This window comes from Photorhabdus sp. RM96S (assembly GCF_042879335.1).
Classification (GTDB): Bacteria; Pseudomonadota; Gammaproteobacteria; order Enterobacterales; family Enterobacteriaceae; genus Photorhabdus; species Photorhabdus kayaii.
Window position 1 is genome coordinate 132,884 of record NZ_JBHFKT010000005.1, and the last position, 20,383, is coordinate 153,266.

Consider the following 20,383-nt stretch of genomic DNA (forward strand, 5'->3'; position numbering starts at 1 on the left):
AAGTCGTTAGTGAAATTAAGGAGAGTCCGATGAAAAATGTCACAGTGGTTGGAGCAGATGGGTTTATCGGAAGCGCCGTGGTCAAGGGACTCTGTCAAAACGGCTACAACCCAGTCACTGTCATCCGCAGTAGTAAAATCGAAAATTATGATACAAACATCGTGTTCTATGTAGCTGGATCGTCCACACCACATAACGCGGCAGATAACGTCGAACATGTCGATTTTGATTTGCATAGTCTTATGCGATTTCTAAATAGATTAAAAAATCTTAAAACACGCCCTTTGTTCGTATTTGCTTCTTCAGCAGGAACAATATATGACCCTTCCGGGCCTCAGCCTTATAGAGAATCTTCTCAGCTATCACCGGTCAACCTCTATGGACGAGGCAAGTTAGATCAAGAAGCAGTGGTGCGACAATCTGAATGGGTGGACCCTCTTATATTGAGACTTTCGAACATCTACGGGCCTCACCAGAAACCCAAGCCGGGATTTGGGGTCATAGCCCATTGGGCGCAAAAGGTATGCAGTCACGAATCAATAGAAATGATGGGAAATTCAGGGAGGGATTATCTCAGCATCTTTGACCTAGTAGACATCGCACTAAAAATTATGAGCAGCTCCCAGTCGTGTTATGCGGGATTAACTGTCAATATAGGATCTGGAGATACAGTTACTCTTAGCGATCTTTATGAAACCTTCGTAAAAGCCGCAGGTCGGCCAATTAATGTGTTCAAAAAACCAGCTAGAGCGTTTGATACAAACTCTGTTTCAATCGATATTTCCTTAGCGAAGAAATTGTTTAATTGGCAGCCCAAAATCCCACTCGATGTAGGAGTAAAAGGTGTGTTAGAGGCTGCTTTCTCATCTAAAAATAAAACATGAGGTAACCGTATCCAACATTATTGATGGGTCTAGACGAGACCAAGTAAATAAATAAAAAATCATAACTAACTCAGCCTCATATTATTTTAATCGGCGTAGTCAAGGAATTGTGTAGTTCATCTGCGGGAACTGAATGAATTACCAGATACGTTTTAAAGTCGTAATAGTGATCATAAGCTATCATCCACAGGTACTTGCAAGGAGAAATATGATGAGTCAAAAAAATCCCATCCGTGTGGCAATTGTTGGCGTTGGCAACTGTGCGTCTTCGTTGGTCCAAGGTGTTGAGTACTACAAGGATGCACCGGATGACCAGAAGGTTCCAGGTCTAATGCATGTCCGCTTTGGAAAGTATCACGTCTCTGATATTGAGTTTGTCATGGCCTTCGATGTCGACGCGGCCAAGGTCGGTCTCGACTTATCGGAGGCAATTAATGCGTCTGAAAACAACACTATCAAAATTTCCGATGTTCCGCCGACTGGCATAGAGGTGCTTCGCGGCCCAACGCTTGACGGATTAGGATATTACTACCGGCAGCTTATTCAAGAGTCTAGCGTATCTCCGGTTGACGTGGTCGCTTCATTAATAAGTGCCAAAGTTGATGTTCTAGTCTGCTATCTTCCGGTAGGTTCTGAAAAAGCAGCCCGTTTCTATGCACAAGCTGCAATTGATGCAGGTGTTGCCTTCGTGAATGCGTTACCAGTGTTTATCGCTAGTGAACCCGAATGGGCTAAGAAATTCGAGGAATCGAGAATCCCAATTATAGGTGATGACATTAAATCCCAAATTGGTGCGACGATAACTCACCGCGAGTTGGTACAGCTCTTTGAAAAGCGAGGAGTTACTCTCGATCACACGTATCAACTGAACGTAGGTGGCAACATGGATTTCAAAAACATGCTGGAGAGAGGACGTCTAGAGTCTAAGAAGATCTCCAAGACCCAAGCTGTCACTTCAAATACCTCGGCTATGTTGTCGGAGAGGAACGTACATATCGGTCCTTCTGATTATGTCCAGTGGTTAGATGATCGGAAGTGGGCCTTCGTCCGACTGGAGGGCCGTAACTTTGGTGACGCTCCTATCTCAATAGAATATAAGCTTGAGGTTTGGGATTCTCCTAATTCCGCTGGTGTGATCATTGATGCTGTGCGGGCGGCAAAGATTGGCTTAGACCGTGGGATCGGAGGGCCATTAATTGCCGCTTCCAGTTACTTCATGAAGTCGCCACCGGAACAATTTTCCGACGAAGTCGCCTACGAAAAAGTCGAGGCTTTTATACGAGGCGAGATACAAAGGTGAATGCTTTTATGACAACTTTATCCTATTGCTAGCCTAGTGTTCCCAAGAAGCAGGTGTAACAAATTCGACGGTGTGCGCCGTGACGATGGCCTCCTTCTCCGGGTTGAGCGCCACCGCCGGAATCTGCATCTAGTTGCGGGTCTGGTGCGCCTGTTAGTACAGTTGATGTAGTGCCGACAGGATAACTTTGCACTGCCCAGCATGACGTTGCTCAGGGCTGACATAAAGCAGGCCGCCATGGCAATGCTCCCATTGTACCAGCGGACGAAGTCGGCCTACTAGCATGCGGCCGACAGATCAGCAAAATTCCTAGCCCAGAAACTCCGGCCAGTACTTTGCTTTCCATCAATAGGCGATTGGCAATATGTTCATACAGGTTGAATTCAAGCTGCTGATAGGCTGAGCATACCAGACGATCAAGCTCTTTACCTGCCGGGTATTCCACCTGGTGTTTTTTGAACCATTCGAAAGCTGAGCCAGTGGCGTCCGTAGCATCAACTCCATGTGGACATAGACTGCCAATCAGCCAGTTTGAAAATACACTTTTGTCAGACACTGATACGCGACGAATACCGAGAAATTCGAGGATTTCCTTCCGGTGCCGTGTACCGGTTCGTTCCAACCAATCCACTCATGGATCTGAGTGACGGTAACTTCCAACTGGTCAGCCGGGTAATGCAGAGGGATATCTGGCATGTTGTTCGTTGTGAGAGGAAAACGTCTTATGCTCTGATAGTACTTAAGCTGTGCAACAAACGCTAGATGATCCCTCGCCGATTTTGGTTTTGAGTAGCTGCGTTTCTTCGAATTTTAAACTCCAATACTCCACCAACTCATCAATATCCCAAATTCGTTCCATTAGTCGTCCTCTCATTATTATCGGACTTTAAATAGCGGTAAAAGGCGGAACGTGAAATATCCAAGGGTTTGCAAATATCACCTAATTGAGTAATTTGGATCTGCACGCATCTGCTGCATCCGCTTAAGAAGCTTAACAATTTTAGACTGAACCAATGACTTAGGGCGTCTCCCTTTTCACCCTGAGCGCGTACGACTTCCAACCTAACATTCACTCCTGGATTAGATCAAGTTCAAACTCAGCCAGCACACTGAATCAGTCTGCCGCCACTGGTTTGTGTGTCGATGGCTTCCTAGAGACTGCAAAAGCCAATGTCTTTTTCCTTAAGGTTATTGATGGGCTCGATTAAATGTTGGATGTAATGCCCCAGACGATCCGGTTTCTAGGCCACCAACGCATTACCCTCCCGAAGAACCATTTCAGTATCTTTGAGACCAAGCCTAACTGCTTTAGCACCACTGGCAATATCAGTGAAGATTTTGTCGTTCCCCTGCTTCTTTGAGTGTCTTGACTTGCAGATCTAGGCTTTGGTATGGAATTGAAACACCTGCGTAGCCTTATTAACACAGAATTACTCCTAGAAATGTACCATAACCCGTTTCGAGAGACGAATATTGGCACTATCCCAATTTACTTCAACATGTTCCGTCTCGCTGCTTTCTCTACCTTACTTAACTGCTGATGTTTCTCCCAGCCACTGTGCACTGTAATACACCTTTATTTAAAAATGGCATTCGGAAAATCTGGTCAATGTGTTCAATAGGGTAGCTTGTAATGTTTATACGAACAACAAAAAATATAGTTGACGGAGCCGCATGAAGAGATAGAATCCTCAGAAACATCATTCTAGCTATATTCAAGATGAGCTGTTTAGTGACTATTCCTTCCGAAGCAGATAAAACGTTGTTAATTGTCCAGAAGCGATTAACGGAATCGCTGGTGGCTGTCTACCTTCATGGTTCGGCTGTAGTTGGTGGTCTTCGTCCCCACAGCGACGTAGATTTGCTCGTGGTTATTGACCAACCTATGACGCCTGAGATTCGGGAATGCCTTGCTGCCGATTTAATGATGATATCGGGCCGATATCCTTCTGATACTGATGGGCGTCGCCCTGTTGAACTGATTGTTTTCTTGCACTCCGATCTCGCTGCATCGCTTTATCCAGCCCGGAGCGAATTCATTTACGGTGAATGGCTGCGTCACGAATATGAGGTAGGAGAAATTCCCAAGCCTGTTTATGATCCAGAACTTACCTTAGTGTTGGCTCAATCACGACAAGAAGCGATACCCTTGGTCGGTCCGAACGCAAGCAGTCTTATACCAGCTATTCCAAGATTGGACATTCGTCGAGCTATTAAAGATGTCCTGCCGAATTTAATTGAGACTCTACAGGGAGATGAACGCAATGTTCTGCTAACGCTGGCGCGTATGTGGCGAACGTTAGTTACTGGAGAGTTTGTCTCTAAGGATGTTGCTGCCGATTGGGCAGTTGCTCGCCTTCCAGCCATACAAGCCTCAGTTTTAGCCTATGCGCGGGAGACCTATTTGAGAGAACGTGAAGAAGATTGGCAAAATCGCCGGCAAGAACTTCAGCTCACAGTAAGTTCATTGCGCGATTGTGTGCTAACAAATCTATAACACTCCCATCATGCTGCCGCTATGTGTTCACAACATAGGCCCCGCATGACTGAAAGCCCGACAACATCCAGCATCTGTCGGAATACCAGGTGCTGAACTGCAAATCCACCGACGACGAAATACACTTACAGGTAGACGCGCCTGATCCCATCGCCGGTGAGGAATGCGGCGTTCAAGGCGAGTTCCGTGCGGTTCGGCAAACGGGTCCCCCCTCATAGATAATCCGTCGCCGTTACATTTGTCGTACCTGCAAGACCACCTTCAGGCTCAACTACCGGGAATGGTGAACGACTTCCACATGACGCTGCGTCTACATGAATACATGGAGAAGGAATCTTTTCCCCCCCCCTACACCTACGTAGCCAAGCAGACTGGCCTGGACGCAAGAAGACGGTGCAGAACATCTTCAATGCCCGCACCGAGTACCTGAGCCGCTGGCACCGCTTCGAGACTTCCCGTATTCTAGGCATCAGCGAATAATACCTGAACCAACATTATCTCTGCATCCTCACCAACACCAAATAGAAAACTCTGATCGACCTGCTGGCCAGCCGTCGTCAGGACGTAGTGACCAACTACCTGATGCGGATGAAAAACAGGCAGAAGGTCAAGATCGTCAGCATGGACATGTGGAACTCCCACTACGAGGCGATAAGGTGGTGCTGCCATAAGCCCGTATCGTGGTTGATAAACAAGAATAAGGCCCCGACTGCGAAGGTCTCTCCGTTCTACAAGAAAACCATCGGCTATGGGGAGCCAGACTTCGCAGAAGAACTCAACTACGAGGTCAATCTATCAACCATCTGAGGATGGTATCAGGTTGGTGGGGTGAAGGTGCCCCATCAACCATTAAATCCGTATACCAAAAGGGGTAGTGACGAGACACAATGGGGCAGGCTGAAATTGCGGTAGCATACAGACGGCCGCCCAAAATTGCTTCAAGCAATTTTTCGAAGAAAAGCAAAAGATAGTATGGATAAAAATATGGCAAGTATTACGGTGGAACCGGCCACTGTCGCAAAGCCCGACGCGAAGGCTCCACTTGCTTGTTCTCGGAGATATGCACCTTCCGCCCCCCCAAACGAGGAGGCTTCTGCCATAGCGATCGAAAACGAATTCGCAACACGTTCTATAACAGAGCTATCAATACCACCACCAATGAGGCGGTCTGTCAAAATTCGCTGGTAAACAGCTGTTCCTAACGTACCGAAAAGGGCTATGCCCAGTCCCATGCCGAGTTCAGACGCTGTCTCTGCCGCCGCACCAGCTGAAGCACTCTTGCCTTCAGGGACCGAGGAAATCACGATGTCAGTACCGAGTGCGTCGAAAGGACCACACCCCAAATACACTACAACAAAGCCGGCCACTACCCATGCTGGACCTAGTTGGACTCCAAACGCTATAGTAACAAGACCTACTGACATCACGAGAAACCCCGTTCCAATAATCGCTCCACTGCTTCTCATTTTTCTTGAAAGAGCGGGAGATATAAGCGCCCCGATAATTAGCCCAAGAGATGCCGGTGCGACTGATGCACCCGCGGCAACAGCACTTAATCCGTAAGTAAGCTGGAGGTACTGCGGCACAAAAAGGGTTAAGCCGCCAACAATGGCGGGTCCCAATAAAAGTACCGTCAAGGCAGCCGCTAGCCCGGCATTAGATAAAATCATGTTGAGATCCAAGAGAGGGTTGCTAGCTTTAAGTTGACGCACAACGAACACTCCTCCGACGACTAATCCCCACGATAAACCTAACGCAGCACTTAGCTTAGTTTCGGCACCGACAAGTTCTTTAAGCCCATAAACAAGAGGAAGTATAGCAGCAAGAAAAAGTATGCTACTAAACCAATCGTACTGTTTTTGACCTTCAGGCTTGAAACCTTTCGGAAAAACCATCGGACCAGCCATTAGCAGAGGGAGCATGACGGGAACGGCCAAGAGAAAAATTGCACCCCATCCAAAAAACTCCAATAAAGCTCCACCGATTATCGGCCCAAGAGCGAATCCTACCATAAATGCAGAAGTCCATATCGAAATCGCTCGTCTCCGCTGTTGCGGATTTTGGAATAGTTCACTTATCAATCCGAGGGTCGCGGGCATAAGGGCTGCCCCGGCAATACCAAGTGCAGCCCTTACGACAATCAGAGTAGAGGCTGTCGGTGCCATGGAGGCTATTGCCGAAAGTACTGCGAAAGCAGCGGCACCGATTAGTAAGACGCGGCGATTCCCCCAACGATCACTCATTCCTCCCATCGGTATCAGGAATCCAGCTATCATGAGGGGGTAGATGTCTAGAATCCACAACTCTTCTACTGATGTGGTGTCAAGAGAGGCAGCGATGTGAGCTAGGGCTAAGTATAGTGCGCTCATATCGAGAGCGAGCACTGCAGTTGGTAAGCAAAGCAAGCAAAGTGCTAGCCAAGATCGTGGCGCGTCCGAAGTAATTGGCTGACCCGATTTTATTGACATTACAAGCTCTCCTATTCGATCCAGAATTGTACCTTTTATAAGTTTCGATTAAATCTAGGTGCCTCTAGGTAGCAAGACAAAGCGCGACTACTCGCAAAACTCTCCGAAGAAAAACCCTTTGTTATTTTAAGCTTGAATCCACGATTCAAGCTTAGGGGTATTTAGGAGCATCTAAATCAACCCATCCCCCAGATTGACAACTGGAATTATATGCTGCATCTATAGCCGCCGATGTCACAAGCGACTCAATTATTAGCGGAACACAACGTGCCGGGTTTCTAACTAAGTCCTCAAAGTCAAGAAACATGTCTCGAAACCAACTTTTATGTGAAGGGTCATTGAATCCAGAATTAATTATCTTTTTAGTGACTTTTCCATCTGATGCATAGGTCAGTTCATCGTCATCTACTATTATTGATCCGCGAGTTCCTGATATGCTGTAACAGGTGCTTCTATGACTTGCCGACCATGATAACGTAAAGCTGACTTCTACATCATTTGTGCACTGCATGCGAACAAAAGCAGTGTCCTCAGTTTCTAGAAATCCATCACCAAACCGCCCAGAGATACATGAAACTGATAGAGGTACTGAGTTTGTTAGATACATTGCTGCGTAAATGCTATGTGGTCCATGATCACGAAGAATCCCTCCTTTTGATATGCTCAATTTCCTCCTCCAATCTGGATCCCAATCTTCTACACCTAAGGCATGACCTAGACGTAGCGTTTTAAAATCCGCACGTACGATTTTTCCCAACTTTCCATCTTGCACAATTTTTCGCACTTCGGTAAGCATGGGAGAAAATTTGTATACGTGACAAGGATAAAATAGTTTATTGCTTGACTTTATTTTGGATATTTGATCCTGATATCCCGACAGATCAGGCAGAAAGACAGGTTTCTCACATAACGTGTGGAACCCGCCATCTAGTGCTTGAGCACTATAGATGGCATGAGTGCTAGGTGGCGTACACACGTCAATAAAATCAAGATCTTCAGATTGCACAAGTTGTTCAAATGTGGGATACGCAGTGAGTCCAAAACATTCTTCCGCTATGCGTCGTCTCTGTGGTGACACATCGACAATGGATGTTACCGAAAGCCCACCACACTGCCGATATCCTGCGAGATGTCCAGCAGCTATCACTCCGAAGCCTATAATTGCACCTTTCATGTTGGTTACCTCATTAAATTGTGGAACTCATGCATGCAAGAGACTTATTCAGAATAGCCATACGAAGCGAGTATGGCATAATCTTGGAGAAAGAAAGGATTTTTATTGTATTACTGTGATGTGGCACACTGATTTTGGTCACCGTAATAGAGGTGATATTTTCACTTCTCAAGCCAAATACCAGACTATTTTGGCGCAGATATAAAATTTTCTCTTCAATGATAGGGGTAAACGATATAGTAGGGTTTTCCGAGCACGGTTATTAATTAACCCTTTTTCTCCTTTGGCGACATAGTCTTTTTTCCAGTGGTAAAAAGTATCCCAAAATATTCCCCAATAACGACAAGTCTTGCTGACATTATTGCCTTCTTGAGCATGAAGCAACATTTTGAGCTTCTTTCTAACTTCCTGTTTTTCTTTCTTATTCATATTAACCTCAACTAACATATGTTAAATAGACATAAAACGGTCAGTCAAGGTCTAAAAAGTCACAGATTACAGCATAAGAAAAGATAATGTATTTTAACTCTTCTCAACTAAAAACAAAACCGTACGCTTCGTATCATTTTGTTTTATATTTATGAGTACATTATCTTTACGCCAATATCCATCACTCCAATATTCGTCAAAGTATTTTTCAAAACCCATACTTTATTAACTCTGCTTTACTATTCGAATTTACATTTGAGAAAACAATTTTGTTAGTCATTGTTGGCATTCCATCAGGTGAATCATAGTATATGACATAATCATTTGAAATTAATGGAATATTCTTAATTTCCTCAAAGGTAAACATATTATAATAAATAAAATTCTCTTTTGTATATGACAAGTTAATATTTGCAAGCGACATAATAAAAACCAAAGCACATCCAATGAGAATGGATATCACAATGATTATACGCATAAAACTACTCAACCGAAATCCCAGCATATTCCACACCTAAATTAACCCCAGTTTGTTCGCTAATATGTATTATACCCGTTATCTTTCAAGTTGCCTCTTTGTTGACTTCACTCGCTCACCCCGGTCACATAGTTATCTATGCTCCCGGGGATTCGCTCTCTTGTCGTCACGAAACATCTTGAAATCCACAGGGTATCGATGCCGGGAAGGTCGAGAACCCTAGAGCAGGATTCGACAAATTTACCCCGAAAGCATTGGACAAAGAGTATCAGCTATCAAATGCTTGGTTTAAGCTTAAAGCACACCCTTTCTGTGTCCTCGTATTGACACGACGTAAAATTTCAACGAGCACGCCGGGATATTTACCATATTCTCTGCTAATTATCCCGACATCATCGGTAACAATAAATGCTGGGTAACTCGTTGATGACGCATCCATATAACTCATCAAACCCGGCGTTCCATCAGGTACAGGCTTCAATGTTTCAGGATCAAGTGCTCGCGCATATACCCACGGCGGAACACGTTTACGTTGCATCTCATCTTCAAAGAAACACGTGTTGAGTTCAACTTGATTAAATATATCGCGAATCTGACTAATATCACTGAGATTGAAAGTGTCGAACAAAAGATGATTAAAATCGTCGCGTTTCAGGGATTCTTTTTCGTAACTTTTCCAGCCGCCCCCCGTTATGATATACAGGCTTTTATCCCCAGAAAATAAGATATTTTTATCTTTCATATACTGGCAGAGCAAATAAATAAAGTATGGTGAACCGATAAGACAAATATCTTTACCTTGATTTTTTATTCGTTCAAGGCTATTCAATGTTTCAACAAAATCTATTCGTTCTTCCGCTACGGTAAATGTCGTGGGATATAATAACTCTACCAAGCTCATAACATATTTAAACCAAATGTTATGAGCATTAAATCTATCTGGCCCCAAGTTGACCAACTCCATTTGATGATCAAACCAACTACCAACATATTTCATGCCATAACTCACAGAGCCTAAGAGTCTCTCAATACTTAGTCTGTCACGCGCCACCTGACTTTTTAAACCACTCGTGCCACTACTGGTAAACCAACTTTCAATCTCGTTCTCCTGAGCAGTTAATAAACGAGTAAACTTAAAAACTGATGTTGGGAATACAGGTATGTCATCAATTTCCGTAATATTGTCATCTACTTTGTGTGCCTGACAGTAATGACGATATTCTTGACAATGTTTATAGTGATGACGAAATGCATCAAACACAAGTTTATTTCTGATTTTTTCCTGTTCATCGTAAGACCAAGCTAATGGATCGCTCGAAAAAATCAAATCATCAATTTCTGAGCTTGCGGTGATTTCTTGTTTATCAATATATGAAGTCATACCTGTTTTACCCCTCCCGATAATTTAGAGAGTATGGCAACAACGCTGCCATACTCTTTTACTACATGTGGTACTTTTTAATATTATCATTAACAATATTGATTACGTTTTTTTGGTGCATCAAGTCATTCATGGGTTCAAAGGATAGCAATACACTTTTTGCACCACACTTTTCAATTGCCAGCTTAGCCGCAGCTATACATTCCGTATAATCTCCGACAGCGTTTTCTGTGATTATCTCTTCAAGTTTATTTTCGAGATTTTCATTAGGATACCTTTCAAGAACATAATCACGGATAAATGCACGTGTCTCTTGTTTAGCTTTCTTACTATCTTCGTTATAGTTAACCAATACCATTAACTGATGATCTATCACTGATAAGTCAATGCTATATTTATCAGCAACGGCTTTATACCTTTCAGCATATTCATATCTAACATCATTGGAGTCATCCCACTTAAAGATGAGAGGAATGCCTTTTTTAGCAGCCCACTCAACAATATGATGACTGGTTGCTGTGACATATCTCCGAGGCCCTCCTTGGGTATAAGCATGGGGGTTTACAGATATTTTAGGGAAACTATAAAAATCGTTATCAGGATTACAATAGCCTGTTGTTAAAGCATCGTTAATAATTTCATAACACTCTTCAAATAGTTGCTGTTGATATTCAACAGGGCGATTAAAAAGACGCATTTCATCTTTTTTTTCACAATCACTAAACCCCAAAATAAATCTCCCTTCGCTTAATTGATCCAATAAACAAGCCTCCTCCGCTATTCGGACCGGATGATGAGTTGTAATAATGTGATTCAACGAGCCAATTTTAATTTTTTCTGTTAAACCGAGTAAAAAACCAGAAACAGTCAGAGGAGCACCGACAATACCATTACCTGAAAAATGATTTTCATACACCAAAATCTGTTCAAAATTCAACGTGTCAACATGCTCTGTTATTTCCTGCATGCGAACTATACTTTGTTCTTGAGCAGTTGTTGAATTGATGAAGTTAAGGAAGAACAATCCAAATTTCATTTCTTTTTCCTTAGCTACTATAATAGCGATCGTTGTTTTTCTTTAAGAAACGGCATGACATCAGACTGGAAGAGTTTCATGGAGGCAATAATTTCATCTACTGTTCCATTAGCTTCAAATCCACAACAGATATTTGATATTCCTGTGGCGTCAATGTCTTTTTGAATGATGTCAATGCATTCCTGCGGGGTTCCCACGGGATTGATTTCGTAACTGTAATCAATGCGGCGATTAGTATCTTTATGTCCTTTTAATACAAAGTCACGCCACTGCCCTTTATTGAAATCATAACCTCTTGTTTTGTCTGAATCATCAAAAATGGTCGTGGCATTCACATAAGAGTCATACCAATGCCCTAGAAAATTCCGACAAATCTCTTTCGCTTTATTTGAATCATGATCTACAGATGTTATATATGATAAACAATGGTCGATATTATGAATATCGTGCCCATATTCTTGAGCCACCTCGTTATAGAGCTCAAGTTGTGCTTTCTTTTCGTTAGTATTTATAATCCAACTTAATATCATTGGTAAACCAAATTGAGCGGCCCATTCAGTAGTCGAGGCTGATTCAGCAACCACATAAACAGGTGCTCCACCTTTACTATATACTGTCGGGTTTACTTTTACCTTATGGAACTTGATATGTTCATTATCAGCTTCCATATATCCCTCGGTCATTCCATTTTTTATCAACCCGTACCAGCATTCCGCTAAAGCGCGGCTGTTATTCATATCTGTGCCAAATACACGAAAGTCTTTGTTGTAAAGCCCCCGACAAATACCAAACCGAAATCGTCCTTTTGACATTTGATCCAATAAATTCACATCTTCAAGTTGGCGCACTGGATGAGCTGTGGGAAGAACAATAGCCGCAGTCCCTACATTCAATTTTTTGGTTGCACCAAGTAAATACGCAGCAGCGACATAAGGGTTACCAAGCAAACCAAACTCCGTGAAATGGTGCTCTAGTAACCATACAGTATCAAAACCACACTCCTCAGAAATACGACCTAATTTAACCAAACGTTTCATTACTTCTGTTTGAGAAAATTGGGGGGGTTGGTATGTAAGCAAAAAGTTTCCAAATTTCATAGTGAGTCCTTATATACCCGTCATCTTTCAAGTTGCCTCTTTGTTGGCTGCACTCGCTCACCCCGGTCACATAGTTATCTATGCTCCCGGGGATTCACTCCCTTGCCGTCGCGATGCATCTTGAAATCCATAGGGTATATTTCTATTTAAGTAATAGGTTTTAAGACAACGAAATTGCTTGATTTTCAATCTCAATTTTCATTCGACGTTCATTGACTGTCGCAATAGTTAGATGTTCAAATGAGGGTTCAATAATATCAATATCAATATCAATATCAATATCCAGACGATCATTATCCATCGCGATAGCGGCCTTCGTAACCGATTGATAAAAATTGCGCAGGACCACTAAGTTTTCACCCAAGTCATGAGAGCTTCCCAGCAAAGAATATATTTTGCATCGCTTACTACGAATATTTGATAACAATGTGATAACTTCATCTTGCTTTACCCAATTGTCATTATTTGCAGTAAAAGCAATAAACGGTATATCAAGATACATCATGCTATTAATTGTAGAAGTTAAATCTTCCCAGCCAAAATCAAGGCAATCTCTCGCAAAGACTTCAGCACCCAATTTATGGCCTTCAAAATCCAGATTATTCGGTAGTTCATCAATGGGTAAACTGAGATAATCAAATCCTAAAGCTCTTTCAAGCGTATATTTTAAGTTAACAACACCGACCGCGGTGATTAAAAACGAAACATTAATTTCAGATAGACTTGCATAAACTATCCGTGCAGATAAGCTTGAAGCCAAAATACCACGGTTATTTATTTTTCGTGTATTTAACCAATCAACAACGGCTAATAGACTCTGTTTTCCTATAGACATTGTAAATTCATCAATTGTCCCTGAACTCAACCCAACGTGGTGAAGTGAATCATAGCGAATCACATGAAACCCATTCTGCGATAAATATTCCGCCAAGCCAGCAAAATGATCCATCCTTCGGGCAAAGCCCGACGCAATAATAATGGTATTCTTTCTCTTTGGGCTGTTTTCTTCTGGCAGCGTTTCCCAAACATGAATTTTTTTATTTCCTTCAACACAAAGAACATGGTCGATGGTTTTATATTTGGATTTATTTTCCATTCTTTTTACCTATTATGGGACAAATACAAGGAATTTATCTTCTTCCAAGAATCGAGTCTGTTCTATTTCAACCGCAACATCCTTAGCAGTATAGTTAGATGGCCTCTCATGAGAAATATATGTCACTAATCGTTGTAACGGCCTCATTCCGTCATGAGATCCACCAACTCGAAATATGTTATTCATTCCTGCTTCTACAATCCTTTCCGCACCTCTTAATGCCAACGCATCTCGATACTTAAATGCTGATTCCCAAGGAAAAATAGATATGGTTTGCGTCTTATTTTTTTGAACATAAGGCAATATTTTCTCAATATTATCGACGTGATGAAGATACACACATCTGCCAAGTGGTTGATTAAATTCCACACCCGCATTTGACTCAATAATCATCCAACGTTGATGAATATCCACCTCTACTTTTAATCCAGCAAACAAGCTCTCTTTTTGGACTAAAGAATAGGCCGCCTTTTCATCAAAATCTTTTTTGGCGTTTGGTAATATATGCGCATATAGATTAAGTTTTTCTATCAACGCTAGCTTAAATTCTTCATAATGACTTCCCATGTAGTATATGTTTTGGGTGGAAAAACAAGCTCGCTGATCGTAAAAACAAATATCATGGGCCGCACCGGTAGCTGCTGATGTCAAGTCAACTGGGTTATCAATAATGCAAAAACTCTTCTTAGAACCAAATTTAATCACGTCAACATAAGGTGGCGCTTGTCCTACAGCCCAATTAATCGCATCTTCTCCTCCCCAAGCAACAATGACATCCGCATGTTGCATAATTTCTTTTGCGAGTGATATATCCCCTTGATGTTGCCAATATACAACAGACAAAGAGCGCGTTATCGGATGATTAGGATCTACATCGATAAAGCTTAACGCTAATGCATGAGCTGTAAAAGGATCGGTTGATGATGTTTTTATAATACACTGATTCTTGGTTAAAATTGCGCGCAATATAGACATGATCCCAGATAATGGAACATTACCTGCCAACAGATGTACAGACTTACCTTTTGGGAAAGCCTTAATATAACTCTCATCCTGAGGCAGCCACTCATCCATGATATGGCGAGAACCAAGCTCATTATTTACAACATCATAAAGGCCACCTTTAGAACATAAAATCATAGATATCCAGTTGGCCTCTAACTTGGCCATTGCTTCTGAATATCCCATATATTTTTTTAAATCACGAATGTATGTCCTGCGTCTTGAATATTCTTCATTTTTCCATCGTTGCCCTACCGTATAGAGAAAATTGACAATATTATGCAACCGTAATTTATTATTTTCATTATAATCAATAATGTTTTTTACATGAGAATTATTCAATATTGGCAGGTAAATACTATTACCACCAAAATTAATGGATTGTACTAAATCATCACTTTCGGGAAAGATTTCAACCTGACCATTAATAATGAATGAAATTTTTTTAGTCATATTTACCATCCATTTAATAGGGTAATTCCAACTTAAGTTGCTGTTTAACCATCTTATAAACTGGTTATCCTAACACTTGCTTATTTCACTTTTATGTTACGATGATGAAAATAACAAAATATCCAGAAAATAAAATTTATGATTATAAGAAACTTAAATTATAAATTTAATCATAAATAATAAAACTCTGAACTTTCAGCTCAGAAGCATTAATGTAACCCGGCGCTCATAAATATAATTCCCTTTCCATTCTTAGTGTCTTTAAAATAGCAAAATAAAATTTTCATATCAACAAAATTTATTAATAAAAAATTTAAATCAGGGAAATCAAGGTCTTCTTTATGTGAGAAATATTCATGAAGATTATTAAATCGATTATTCATTCAATGAATCCTTATAATAACTTTTCAAAATAGTAGATCACTTGGAGGGAGCTTAGTCCAATTTTTGCGACCTGAACAATTGCAAAATAATCTCAAACTACTAAATGGACTGAGTTATCCCGGTCATAGCCCCATACTCTGCAATGAACGACGCCAGATGAAAAAAATTACCTGTTTATTCACCCTAATTGAATAAAATTGAACGCCTGTGGCAATCCCTGCGTGAAACAGTAACACGAAATCATTGCTGTCAGTATATGTGGCAGTTGCTCAAAAAAATGAAAATATTTTTTAATTCATTTTCCTATAGGAATAACAGAGAATAATAAAATAGGGTGTATCATAATTATAAAAAGTTATTTAGAGGGTGCAACATTAATCTTTTAATTTCTAGTTTTTTGGGTTTTATTCTTTTTCCCTTTCATGATATTTTTTATGAAAAAAATAGCGAAACGTATTAATTGAAATAATTAATGATATTAAACAGCTCGACAAAATAGTCTCCCCATTTGAGGAAATACAATCTGGTTTGAACGATTTAAGTAATCATTAAATCAACACATAACACTAACCGGCTCGAATTATGTCTATGATATCCCCAAATGAACAGCGCCTGATGCAAAAACTGTCCAGAAAAGACACTGCTTGCAGGCTTATGGCAATTCAAGTCAAAGTCTTCTGTTATCTGAATGCTGTGTACTGTAACGAGATCTGCAAAACATAAACATCAATATCACCTAAGCAACGAATTGATAAAGGGTTTCAAGATCTGATGTTATAGAATATCATCAAAATCAGATCTGAAATTGACCAATTTAGCCGTAACTAGTAACTAACTTAACCAATTTAAACGTGGATCTATCATGACAAATAGAAATGTTATCTGGTTAGTAAGGCCCGTAGGTTATCAGGCCATTTTGAAACGTTGCCCTGGCTGTGAAGTAAAAAAGGCGTTTTATCCAGCCGGCACTTTTAGGGTTAATGCGCAGAAAAAAGTCTTAGATGTGTGGAGTATCTATAAATGTGAGAAATGTGATTACACCTGGAATATTGATATTTTTTCCAGGATTCATGTCAACAAATTGGAAAGCAATTTGTATGAACGGTTTTTGCATAATGATCAAGATGAAATACGACGGTATGCATTTGATTACCGCGTATTGGCAAAAAATAGAGCTGAACTCGGCGCTGCTCCTGACTTTATCATCGAAGGTAAAAAGCTTCAGGACATCGCTCAAATTCCAGCGGCAGAGATCACAATTCAGCTTGAATATCCCATTCCTATCAGGTTGATCTCAATCTTGACCAAAAAGCTCGCATTGTCACGTAGTCGAGTGGAGAAGCTCGTTGGGCAAGGCACTATTCAGGGGGTAACGGAAACGGAATTAAACAAAAAGTTGAAACGTGATATCACTCTTAGCGTTAACGTTAACAATTTATTGCAAGAATATGATAATTATGGCGTCTAAATGACGCCAGATTTCCTGGAGATGACATAGGCAGTAAAAATGAATGAAATGAATACGATAAAAAAATGGTGGGTGCTCACTGCTGTTTCAGTCGCGTTATCGCTGGTTGCTATCGATATGACCGTGTTATATACCGCGTTACCGAGTCTGACCCACAGTTTGGGGGCGAATACAACGGAAAAGTTATGGATAGTGAATATCTATCCTCTTGTCGTCTCTGGGCTGTTGCTAGGCGCGGGTACCTTGGGAGATCGTATCGGGCATAAACGGTTGTTTGTTTATGGTCTCATCATCTTTGGCTTCTCATCCTTGATAGCGGCCTACTCCTATTCGCCAGAAATGTTGGTGGTTTCTCGGGCATTATTAGGGGTTGGGGCGGCAATCATGATGCCTGCCACACTGTCGATTATCGCTTTGACATTCGAAGATGAAGATGAGAAATCATTTGCCATTGGGATTTGGACAGCGGTTGCTTCTGGCGGCGCGGCAATAGGTCCCCTGATTGGCGGCGTATTGCTTGAATATTTTTGGTGGGGATCAGTGTTTCTGATCAACGTTCCTCTGGTGATTTTGACACTCATTCTGTCGTGGTTGTTTGTCCCAACAGCGAAAACAGATTCGTCTCACCCGTGGGATCTTATTGGCTCATTGCAGATCATGGTTGTCTTGATAAGCTTCGCCTATGCCATCAAAGAATTTGCCAAACGGGAGCCTTCTTATATCGGAATATTGATAACTTCCACCCTGACGATAGGTTTTCTGACGTTGTTCATTCGACGGCAAAAACGCAGTGTGCATCCGTTGATTGATTTTGACCTGTTCAAAAGCCCGGCCTTCTCATCTGCGGTTATCGCCGGGCTGGTGGCTTCCGCCTGTTTGATGGGCCTTAATCTGGTGTTAAGCCAGCGTTTGCAACTGGTATTATCATTAACGCCTTTGCAATCCGGGCTCTATTTTCTGCCATTCTCATTGGGTGCGATTGTTGCAAGTCCTGTGAGTGGTTGGGTTCTTCCTCGCTTAGGGAGTGCACGCTTCCTTATAACCTCGTTGTTGATGTATGCCATTGCCATACTGGCGCTCATGGCGAGTTTTTCAGCGCCGCTACCTTTGCAGATAATTTGCTTTTTTGCGCTCGGGACATGTCTTGGAGCAACAATGACTGCGGCATCCAGTACTATCATGCAGGCAGCACCGCCTAATCGGGCAGGGATGGCGGCGTCCGTTGAAGAAGTTTCCTATGAATTGGGCGGTGGGTTGGGCATTGCCATCATGGGCAGTATTATGTCAGTCATCTATAGCTATTTTATTGAAATTCCAGTGGATTCTCCTATCTACGATGTGGCTAAAGATGGTATTGATGGCGCATTGATTGCGGCAAAAGAGATGGCGCCGGATGCGGGGCAGGCTTTGGTCAGCCTTGCTAAGTCAGCATTTGATGATGCTGTTTTTTCTGTGATGGGTGCTGCGTCCCTGTTTCTTCTGATGATGGCGGTGTTGGTGTGGTTCAATTTCCGCCGCTCCTCACAGAGTGATGCATCTCATGCCGCGATTCATCGTCAGTGAAATAGATGAGCCGGATTGATTGTACTCATCGTTTCTTAATAGGAAATTAATGGTTGAATAAGGGAACCGCTTTTTGGCTGGTTCCCTGACCTAACACACCGGCGACTAGTCGGGTAAGTTCCTCGACCCAGTATTCTGGGCGGCCTCTTTTCTTCATCATGTAGAAGAGTTCATAAAAGCCGAAAAGTGCCAGTATGGTTAAAACAAAACGTTAACCAGATTACTTATTTGATAGTAATAATGTATTAATTATTTTGGTCCAGCTCAAATATCTGGATTGATTCGTGGAGATTTGTTTTTTTATTGCTACTTTTAAAATCGTTACTGTGTTTTTAGTATCTGAGTAAATGACGCTAATTATCATTCTATACCCGTCATCTTTCAAGTTGCCTCTTTGTTGGCTGCACTCGCTCACCCCGGTCACATAGTTATCTATGCTCCCGGGGATTCACTCCCTTGCCGCCGCGATGCATCTTGAAATCCATAGGGTATATGCAGGGTATCCGGGCTATCAATTCCCGTTTTTTTACTTTGCATGCTCGCTTTCTCTGGTAGTTAAAAGTAAACGTTGTGTTATCCCACTAGTTTATATACAGAAAAATACGGAGTCTACACAACGTCTTAATTTCGTTTCTGCCCGCAGGGCTTGCAATGGAAAGGTGAATATTATGCGTGTTCAATTAGGGCAATTATATGATTTGCGATATTCGCTGAAAGTTGATCAATTATGTGTCGGTGAAGTATTAATGCCCTTGGAACGATTGGAACCGGCACACCTTAAGGTAGCAATTGAATATCTATTAAATAAGTATTCTGTCCTGAGAGCACGGTTTGTCGGTAGCGGGATGGATATGAAGATGGATTTCGTGCCGCCTAGTAGTGAATTATTGCATCAAACTTTTGAAGTCAGAGAGCAAACCGATAGTCCATGTGATCGCCGGCGCTTAATAACAAACTACATTGCTGAGGTTAGAGCTGCCATGAATTTGGCAAATCCGCCGTTATTGCGTTACTGCCTGTTTAATGGAAATTGTGCACATGATCAAAGATTAGTATTGATATTCAATCACCTAGTTTGTGATGGTATTTCCAGTAGGATCTTATGGCGAGATCTTTCAAAGGCATACCGAATATCAGTGAGTGGTCAGCCACTTGCACTTGAGAATGCCACAAATTATGAGCAATTTTGTGCTGAGTTGTATGATCGACATCGGAAAATCGTAAAAGCTGTTATCCCTGATGGTGAACAACAAGTTGAACAACCTACCTTGAATATTCTCGGTGGGCGGAGTGTTGAGTCACTACCCATTAGCCGATTGTCTGAGACCGTCACAGAAGTCAAGCAGCTTGATGGCGACGCCTTAAATAGGATACGCCTTTTGGCCAAACGCCATCGTGTCAGTGTTGCAGATTTGTTGTTAGGTGGTTGGTTAAAGGCGCTAGCGGCTGTTTTTAGGAAAGGTAGCCTGAATATGCTGTTGTGGGTCAGTCCTCATTTTGTGGGATATTGGGAAACCGGATCAAGATGCGCAAGAGATACCATTGAGCATGGATATAGAGATCTATGCTGATACGATGGAGGTCACTATTTCTTCCAGACCAGATTGCCATCTACAGATTTTACCACCTCGTTTAATGGATCTTTGGTTAGACATAATTGGAGAACTTGGAAT

Annotated in this window: 18 protein-coding genes and 2 pseudogenes; 8 read left to right on the plus strand and 12 right to left on the minus strand. The window is 41.9% G+C overall.

The window, feature by feature from the left end; genetic code table 11:
• Positions 1 to 29: 29 nt before the first annotated feature.
• Complete coding sequence (locus tag ACGF49_RS04770) at positions 30 to 884, plus strand: NAD-dependent epimerase/dehydratase family protein (protein ID WP_271858984.1); 855 nt, start codon at positions 30 to 32, stop codon at positions 882 to 884.
• Between the two features lie 211 nt (positions 885 to 1,095).
• Positions 1,096 to 2,184, plus strand: a complete 1,089-nt coding sequence (locus ACGF49_RS04775; protein ID WP_271858985.1) for an inositol-3-phosphate synthase — start codon at positions 1,096 to 1,098, stop codon at positions 2,182 to 2,184.
• A 28-nt stretch (positions 2,185 to 2,212) separates the two neighbouring features.
• Here ACGF49_RS04775 and ACGF49_RS04780 read toward each other — a convergent pair whose 3' ends face one another.
• Together ACGF49_RS04780 and ACGF49_RS04785 are read right to left on the minus strand one after the other, a co-directional pair.
• On the minus strand, positions 2,213 to 2,377 hold the full coding sequence (locus tag ACGF49_RS04780) for a hypothetical protein (protein ID WP_181573416.1): 165 nt from the start codon (positions 2,375 to 2,377) through the stop codon (positions 2,213 to 2,215).
• 18 nt (positions 2,378 to 2,395) lie between these two features.
• Positions 2,396 to 2,806: a hypothetical protein gene (locus tag ACGF49_RS04785; protein WP_271858986.1), complete on the minus strand. Its 411-nt coding sequence runs from the start codon at positions 2,804 to 2,806 to the stop codon at positions 2,396 to 2,398.
• Between the two features lie 1,110 nt (positions 2,807 to 3,916).
• On the opposite strand from ACGF49_RS04785, the gene ACGF49_RS04790 reads away from it, so the two are divergent.
• Complete coding sequence (locus tag ACGF49_RS04790; protein ID WP_271858987.1) at positions 3,917 to 4,681, plus strand: aminoglycoside adenylyltransferase family protein; 765 nt, start codon at positions 3,917 to 3,919, stop codon at positions 4,679 to 4,681.
• A gap of 65 nt (positions 4,682 to 4,746) precedes the next feature.
• Positions 4,747 to 5,373, plus strand: a pseudogene (locus tag ACGF49_RS04795) (transposase); the annotation flags it as partial.
• A 246-nt stretch (positions 5,374 to 5,619) separates the two neighbouring features.
• On the opposite strand, the gene ACGF49_RS04800 reads toward ACGF49_RS04795, so the two are convergent.
• The 9 genes from ACGF49_RS04800 to ACGF49_RS04840 form a co-directional block, all read right to left on the minus strand.
• Positions 5,620 to 7,149, minus strand: coding sequence for an MFS transporter (locus tag ACGF49_RS04800; RefSeq protein ID WP_113024402.1), 1,530 nt, complete (start codon positions 7,147 to 7,149; stop codon positions 5,620 to 5,622).
• 151 nt (positions 7,150 to 7,300) lie between these two features.
• Positions 7,301 to 8,323 carry a Gfo/Idh/MocA family protein gene (locus tag ACGF49_RS04805; protein ID WP_271858988.1) on the minus strand — a complete coding sequence of 341 codons (1,023 nt, stop codon included), beginning with the start codon at positions 8,321 to 8,323 and terminating at the stop codon, positions 7,301 to 7,303.
• Between the two features lie 168 nt (positions 8,324 to 8,491).
• Entirely contained in the window at positions 8,492 to 8,752 is a 261-nt protein-coding gene (locus ACGF49_RS04810; RefSeq protein WP_271858989.1) for a helix-turn-helix domain-containing protein, read from the minus strand.
• A gap of 746 nt (positions 8,753 to 9,498) precedes the next feature.
• Positions 9,499 to 10,611 carry a long-chain fatty acid--CoA ligase gene (locus tag ACGF49_RS04815; RefSeq protein WP_271858990.1) on the minus strand — a complete coding sequence of 371 codons (1,113 nt, stop codon included), beginning with the start codon at positions 10,609 to 10,611 and terminating at the stop codon, positions 9,499 to 9,501.
• 61 nt (positions 10,612 to 10,672) lie between these two features.
• Positions 10,673 to 11,647, minus strand: coding sequence for an alkanal monooxygenase (locus ACGF49_RS04820; RefSeq protein ID WP_113040664.1), 975 nt, complete (start codon positions 11,645 to 11,647; stop codon positions 10,673 to 10,675).
• Between the two features lie 17 nt (positions 11,648 to 11,664).
• The gene (locus tag ACGF49_RS04825) at positions 11,665 to 12,684 is read right to left on the minus strand and encodes an LLM class flavin-dependent oxidoreductase (RefSeq protein ID WP_229015742.1); all 1,020 of its coding nucleotides are present in this window, start codon (positions 12,682 to 12,684) and stop codon (positions 11,665 to 11,667) included.
• Positions 12,668 to 12,814, minus strand: coding sequence for a hypothetical protein (locus ACGF49_RS04830; RefSeq protein ID WP_228900233.1), 147 nt, complete (start codon positions 12,812 to 12,814; stop codon positions 12,668 to 12,670). Before ACGF49_RS04830 ends, ACGF49_RS04825 begins: the two co-directional genes overlap by 17 nt.
• 90 nt (positions 12,815 to 12,904) lie before the next feature.
• On the minus strand, positions 12,905 to 13,840 hold the full coding sequence (locus ACGF49_RS04835) for an acyl transferase (protein WP_113040666.1): 936 nt from the start codon (positions 13,838 to 13,840) through the stop codon (positions 12,905 to 12,907).
• Positions 13,841 to 13,852: 12 nt separating this feature from the next.
• On the minus strand, positions 13,853 to 15,295 hold the full coding sequence (locus tag ACGF49_RS04840; RefSeq protein ID WP_113040667.1) for an acyl-CoA reductase: 1,443 nt from the start codon (positions 15,293 to 15,295) through the stop codon (positions 13,853 to 13,855).
• A gap of 550 nt (positions 15,296 to 15,845) precedes the next feature.
• Here ACGF49_RS04840 and ACGF49_RS04845 point away from each other — a divergent pair.
• The 3 genes and pseudogenes from ACGF49_RS04845 to ACGF49_RS04855 form a co-directional block, all read left to right on the plus strand.
• Positions 15,846 to 16,004 (plus strand): annotated as a pseudogene (locus tag ACGF49_RS04845) (IS630 family transposase); the annotation flags it as partial.
• A gap of 537 nt (positions 16,005 to 16,541) precedes the next feature.
• A complete protein-coding gene (locus ACGF49_RS04850; protein ID WP_228900240.1) occupies positions 16,542 to 17,147 on the plus strand; it encodes a DUF1062 domain-containing protein in 606 nt (201 codons plus the stop codon).
• 48 nt (positions 17,148 to 17,195) lie between these two features.
• The gene (locus ACGF49_RS04855) at positions 17,196 to 18,710 is read left to right on the plus strand and encodes an MFS transporter (protein ID WP_387489947.1); all 1,515 of its coding nucleotides are present in this window, start codon (positions 17,196 to 17,198) and stop codon (positions 18,708 to 18,710) included.
• Between the two features lie 220 nt (positions 18,711 to 18,930).
• Here the strand turns inward: ACGF49_RS04855 and ACGF49_RS04860 are convergent, their stop codons facing one another.
• Entirely contained in the window at positions 18,931 to 19,134 is a 204-nt protein-coding gene (locus tag ACGF49_RS04860) for a hypothetical protein (RefSeq protein WP_146748033.1), read from the minus strand.
• Positions 19,135 to 19,378: 244 nt separating this feature from the next.
• Here ACGF49_RS04860 and ACGF49_RS04865 point away from each other — a divergent pair, with 244 nt between their 5' ends.
• Positions 19,379 to 20,281 carry a condensation domain-containing protein gene (locus tag ACGF49_RS04865; protein WP_228900243.1) on the plus strand — a complete coding sequence of 301 codons (903 nt, stop codon included), beginning with the start codon at positions 19,379 to 19,381 and terminating at the stop codon, positions 20,279 to 20,281.
• The last annotated feature ends 102 nt before the right edge of the window (positions 20,282 to 20,383 follow it).

Coding starts and splice junctions, on each gene's coding strand:
- ACGF49_RS04770 (WP_271858984.1), top strand. CDS start 30: ATGAAAAATGTCACAGTGGTTGGAGCAGATGGGTTTATCGGAAGCGCC.
- ACGF49_RS04775 (WP_271858985.1), top strand. CDS start 1,096: ATGAGTCAAAAAAATCCCATCCGTGTGGCAATTGTTGGCGTTGGCAAC.
- ACGF49_RS04800 (WP_113024402.1), bottom strand. CDS start 7,149: ATGTCAATAAAATCGGGTCAGCCAATTACTTCGGACGCGCCACGATCT.
- ACGF49_RS04805 (WP_271858988.1), bottom strand. CDS start 8,323: ATGAAAGGTGCAATTATAGGCTTCGGAGTGATAGCTGCTGGACATCTC.
- ACGF49_RS04810 (WP_271858989.1), bottom strand. CDS start 8,752: ATGAATAAGAAAGAAAAACAGGAAGTTAGAAAGAAGCTCAAAATGTTG.
- ACGF49_RS04815 (WP_271858990.1), bottom strand. CDS start 10,611: ATGACTTCATATATTGATAAACAAGAAATCACCGCAAGCTCAGAAATT.
- ACGF49_RS04820 (WP_113040664.1), bottom strand. CDS start 11,647: ATGAAATTTGGATTGTTCTTCCTTAACTTCATCAATTCAACAACTGCT.
- ACGF49_RS04825 (WP_229015742.1), bottom strand. CDS start 12,684: ATGAAACGTTTGGTTAAATTAGGTCGTATTTCTGAGGAGTGTGGTTTT.
- ACGF49_RS04835 (WP_113040666.1), bottom strand. CDS start 13,840: ATGGAAAATAAATCCAAATATAAAACCATCGACCATGTTCTTTGTGTT.
- ACGF49_RS04840 (WP_113040667.1), bottom strand. CDS start 15,295: ATGACTAAAAAAATTTCATTCATTATTAATGGTCAGGTTGAAATCTTT.
- ACGF49_RS04850 (WP_228900240.1), top strand. CDS start 16,542: ATGACAAATAGAAATGTTATCTGGTTAGTAAGGCCCGTAGGTTATCAG.
- ACGF49_RS04855 (WP_387489947.1), top strand. CDS start 17,196: ATGAATACGATAAAAAAATGGTGGGTGCTCACTGCTGTTTCAGTCGCG.
- ACGF49_RS04865 (WP_228900243.1), top strand. CDS start 19,379: ATGCGTGTTCAATTAGGGCAATTATATGATTTGCGATATTCGCTGAAA.